The following is a 4,809-nucleotide window of genomic DNA, read 5'->3' as shown; positions in this document are numbered from 1 at the left end:
GTGTGCAGGTACGACAAGCCCTGACTGCACTAAAAAGATCCTTGTCAAAAAGGTGTCGGGCTTTGGCGACACAGGGCGTGGAGGGCGGTTCAGCGGCTGGACGGCTGGTCACCCGGGTTCGGGTGGATGCGTCGCAATGTGCGATACATATGGACGCTTTTTATCTATGTTGCGTCAAGCCATCGCTATCGGGCTGCAATCTGCTGCCCCTTGTCCTCTGACGCGGGCGGGAAGGGTTGGCCTGCTCGCACCGACTCGTGCGGTAAGTGATTGATAAATCGCTTTACTGACGGGAACAGACTGTCGATAACAGATCACGGCAAGCATTTTGCTTGGTCTTGTGGCAGAGAGAGTGACGTGCCCATGAGTGACAGTGGCCCACCCCTTCTCGGCGCCAGATAAAGCCGTCATCATCTCGGGGCGAAGCAAAGCGATAACGGTCATGCAGGGGCCATCCCGATGCGGCACGCGTTGGGATGGCGGTGGTCAAGCAAGTCGGCAAGGGGGGCTTATGTCGATGCTGCCAAGATGGATACAGCCGGCCGTACAGGCCGGGATCATTACCCAGCAGCAGGCACAGCGGCTGCTGGCCTCTCTTTATCAGCCCCTCGGTGAGGCGGCGCAGGAGCTGCCCGCCGACATAGTCGATATCAGTCTCAAGCTTTACTGTTTTCGCCAGCAAGGTCGGGTGCGCCATTGATACACGAGTGAGAGGGGGTATCCCCGAGCCGCTGGAGCCGCGTGCCCCATAGCGCGCCACTTTTTGGGGCAGGCTCTCTCTGGTAGTGAGCGCCGCCTCAGATCATCATCACCTGCACCACCAGCATCAGGGCGCCAAAGCCCAGCACAAAGCCCACCATGGGCAGCACGAACTTGACCCACTTGTTGAACTGGATGCCGAGCATCTGCAAGGTGACCAGCACCAGCCCGGTGGGGGCGAGGAACAGCATGGCGTATTGCCCCCAGTTGTAGGCCGACACCACGATATAGCGCGGGATCATCACTGTATCTGCCAGCGGCGCCATGATGGGCATGGAGAGCACCGCGAGCCCGGAGGAGGAGGGCACCACCAGCCCCAGCAGGGTGAACACCAGCATCTGCGCCACCGCGAACACGGCGCCGTGCATACCACAGACCAGATCGGAGGCGTAGGCCAATATGGTGTCCGAGATCATCCCCTGATCCAGCACCAGATTGACCCCCCGCGCCAACCCGATAATCAGCGAGACCGCAATTAGCTCCGATGCGCCCTGGGTGAAGGCCTCGACCGCCTCCTTCTCCTTTAGGCCCGAGATGAAAATAATGATGATGGCGATGGAGAGGAAGGAGGCCGCCATCTGCGGGAACCACCAGCCCGCCATGGAGACACCCCACACCATGAGCGGAAAGGCGAGGATAAACAGGGTCAAGATGATCTTGCGGCGCAGGGTGAAGGGGACACTTTCATCCAGTGCCCCTTGTTTGAGGAAACGAGCGCGAAAGCTGGTGCGATCCTCATAGGTGTAGGAGAAGGCCGGGTTGGCCTTGAGCTTCTTGCAGTACCAATAGAGATAACCGATCACCACCAGGGTGCCCACCAGACAGCCTACGGCGCGAAAGATCAGCCCCTCGGTAAAGGGGATGCCGGCGGCGTTGGAGGCAATCACCACCGAGAAGGGGTTGATGGTGGAGAAGCTGGTGCCCATGGAGGCGGCGAGAAAGATGGCCCCTACGCAGACGATGGCGTCATAGCCGAGCGCCAGAAAGATGGGCACCAGTATGGGGTAGAAGGCGACTGCCTCTTCCTCCAGCCCGCAGGTGGTGCCCCCCAGCGCCATGACGACGCAAACCAGCGCCACAAACAGGAACTCGTTGCCCCGGGTCTTGCGAGAGAGCGCGACCAGCCCCGCGCTGAAGGCGCCGGTCTTGTTGATGACACCGATAAGCCCGCCCAGCACCAGAATGAAGACGATGATATCCGCCCCCTCTATGGTGCCCTTGACCATGTTGACCGCCACGTCGGCGAGTCCCTTGGGGGCCTGCACCAGCCGCTCATAGGTGCCGGGAATGGCGATGGGCTTGCGGATGGTGCCATTGGTGAATTGCTCCACCGCAATATTGATATTGAGTTGTGCCAACGCATCCTGGGTGGCGGGTATTCGGCTAATGTCGCCCTGCGGGCTATGGACCATCAGGGTGTTGTTGGCCTGGTTATAGGAGAGCTTGGAATAGGCCCCTGCCGGAATGATCCAGGTCAGCGCAATGGCCAGCAACATAATAAGAAACAAAATGGTAAAGGCAGTGGGAAATTGTCTGCGTGGCTGGGTATTCGGCTCGGCACACATAAAATGCTCCTCGATAACGCAGGTTCGGGCTCGGCGGAATATCGGGGCGACAGGGTTCCTTCGTCATGGGGCGGGAGTGCACAGTTCTACTGGTAATGACGCGCTCGTTGGCGAGAAATCTGGCCTGATATTGAACATCCGGTAGATAGTTTCACACTGCAACCGTAACCCGAACGCTGTTGGATGAACATGGGGGCATGTTCGCTTTATGTGATGGCTCACACAATTAATTTACCGCTGATTTTAATTACTGATATGTAATGCACAGCATTATGCAATAACTATTTCATTACATAGGCAAGGTGACCTGCCTTGAATTAACGTCATGAACATAATGCGCAGCCAGATGAATGAAGTATCAGATAAACCGATTTTAACTAAACGGTGTTTAGCCACCTTCAACCTGAACTCTGTGCCATAAAATAAACAATGAAAAATCGGAAATATTTTCCGTAAACAAGCGCATCATCTTCACTCACTTGCCCAAGACCACCACCGGCAAGGTGCAAAAATACGTGCTGTGCCAGCCGTTGGGATAGAGTTAGTCAGCGAAGTGGTAATACAAGCAGGAGGGAAAAGAGAAGGGGATATGGAGGGCCGGGAGCCCTCCCGTGGCATTACCTAGCATGCCTTGGTCGCGATACAGTTGCGACCGCTCTGCTTGGCTTGATAGAGCATCTGATCGGCGCGGGCATAGAGGCTCTCCATCGGTTCTTCTTTGCCATTTTCCACCAGCCCGGCGCTGATGGTGATGATCAGCTCATCGCCATCGGGCAGCGGCAACGGGCTTTGCATGACGTGCAGGCGCAGCCGTTCGGCCAGTGACGCAGCGGCTGAGAGTGTGGTATTGGGCAACCAAATGGCAAACTCGTCGCCGCCGATACGGGCCAGCACATCTTCACTGCGCAGCACCGATAACATGACCTTGCCCAGATGGTTCAGCGCCCTATCCCCCAAGGGGTGGCCATAACGATCGTTGATGCACTTGAACTGATCCACGTCCAGCACCACCAGCACAGAGGTGAGGTGGTGGCGGGCATTCAGACTCAGGTTCTTTTCGCACACTTCAAAGAAGAAGCGGCGATTATAGAGACCGGTGAGACCGTCTCGCACCGACTGCTGATGCAGTTGCTCCTTGAGCTGGTGCAGTTCGGTGATATCGGAGGCGATCCCGATCAAGGTTGGTGTACCATCGGCCAGCAGAAAGGGCACCTTGACGGACCAATAGTAGTGCTGCTTGCCCTCGATGTCGGTCAGCATCTCTTCCCCGGCTTGCAGTTCACCGGTTTCAAATACCGGGTTATCCAGCAGCCTTTGCTGGCAGGCACTGGTTGGTGGAAACAGCTCATCATCGCGTCGGTTGATGATCTGCTCGGCAGGCATGCCCAGCAGGTCGGAGACCTTTTGATTGACGTAGAGAAAGCGGTGCTCGCTGTCTTTCATATAGATAAGGGCATCCACGTTGGCGAGGACTATCTCCAGCAACTGGTGCTGCTCCGCCAGGCGCGCCTCGATCAACTTGTGTTCGGTGATATCGGTGGAGATACCGCACAGGCCGATCAGGTCGCCATCCCGGTCATACATGGGCTTTTTGACGGTCCAGTAGAACCGCTTTTCACCTGTGGAGTTGAGGTAGTTGATCTCTTCCCGGGCGAGGGCGACCTGCTGATCCAGCACCAGCCGGTCGTTGCGCGCAATGGCATCCGATAATGCAAGATCAAAAAAGGCCCGATCATCCTGCCCCTGCAACTCGGCAAGGGTACACCCAAAGAGATCCAGCACCGCCTGATTGGCATAGGTGTAACGGCCCTCCAAATCCTTGGTAAAGAGGTAAGCATCCGTCTCGTTGAAGATGGATTTGAGGTGATCCAGCTCATGCTGCAACCGGGTGGGGAAGGGGTCATCCTTCATGGGGTTGGCCATCCTTGATCAATGGGACCTGTGTATACGGGGCCAATATGTATCAACTGTTTTAAATTAAGCACTGATCCCGACATATTTCGCGATTATTTCCGCGACTTTTGCGTTATGTCACAAGATCGCGCGATTGACGAGGCGCCGCCATAAATCCACTGGATTCAAATGTTTTCATTCGATTCCTATCCTGCTTGTCACTCCCCCATGCTCTCTCTGTTGGTGATTTACGGCGTTGGCAACATATGGGCGTCCAAATGGTTAAAAGGGAAGCAAACAGGTCTTTAATCAATTTTTTTCCAAGATGACCCTGTTATCATCTCCTGCAACGCAGCATGGGGAGGTATGAGATGGCAGTGGCACCGTTTAAATGGGATGACGCAGTTCAGTGGGATGGGCCGGGGGCCATTGCGGGCGGCGAAGAGCTGGCCGGTGATCGGCTGGATCGCGCCCGCTATGCCAAATTTCTTACCAACTACCTCGCCGCCGAAGGTAAGGAGCGCAACTATGTGCTCAACCTCAATGCCGAGTGGGGGGCGGGTAAAACCTGGTTTATCAAGCGCTGGTATAT

The 4,809-nt window shown here is 56.1% G+C and carries 4 protein-coding genes; 2 read left to right on the top strand and 2 right to left on the bottom strand.

What is annotated here, in order from left to right:
- Positions 1 to 511: 511 nt before the first annotated feature.
- Positions 512 to 700 carry a hypothetical protein gene (locus tag AAC083_RS17315; RefSeq protein ID WP_042037656.1) on the top strand — a complete coding sequence of 63 codons (189 nt, stop codon included), beginning with the start codon at positions 512 to 514 and terminating at the stop codon, positions 698 to 700.
- A 97-nt stretch (positions 701 to 797) separates the two neighbouring features.
- Here AAC083_RS17315 and AAC083_RS17310 read toward each other — a convergent pair whose 3' ends face one another.
- Complete coding sequence (locus AAC083_RS17310) at positions 798 to 2,324, bottom strand: YfcC family protein (RefSeq protein ID WP_108537254.1); 1,527 nt, start codon at positions 2,322 to 2,324, stop codon at positions 798 to 800.
- Between the two features lie 621 nt (positions 2,325 to 2,945).
- The gene (locus AAC083_RS17305) at positions 2,946 to 4,235 is read right to left on the bottom strand and encodes a sensor domain-containing diguanylate cyclase (RefSeq protein WP_108537253.1); all 1,290 of its coding nucleotides are present in this window, start codon (positions 4,233 to 4,235) and stop codon (positions 2,946 to 2,948) included.
- A gap of 353 nt (positions 4,236 to 4,588) precedes the next feature.
- Between AAC083_RS17305 and AAC083_RS17300 the strand changes: the two genes are divergently transcribed.
- Positions 4,589 to 4,809: P-loop NTPase fold protein (locus AAC083_RS17300; protein WP_219927902.1), on the top strand; the 221-nt coding region annotated here is incomplete at its 3' end.

Source organism: Aeromonas sp. HMWF014 (assembly GCF_963878295.1).
Classification (GTDB): Bacteria; Pseudomonadota; Gammaproteobacteria; order Enterobacterales; family Aeromonadaceae; genus Aeromonas; species Aeromonas popoffii.
This window is presented reverse-complemented; position numbering and strand designations above follow the sequence as displayed.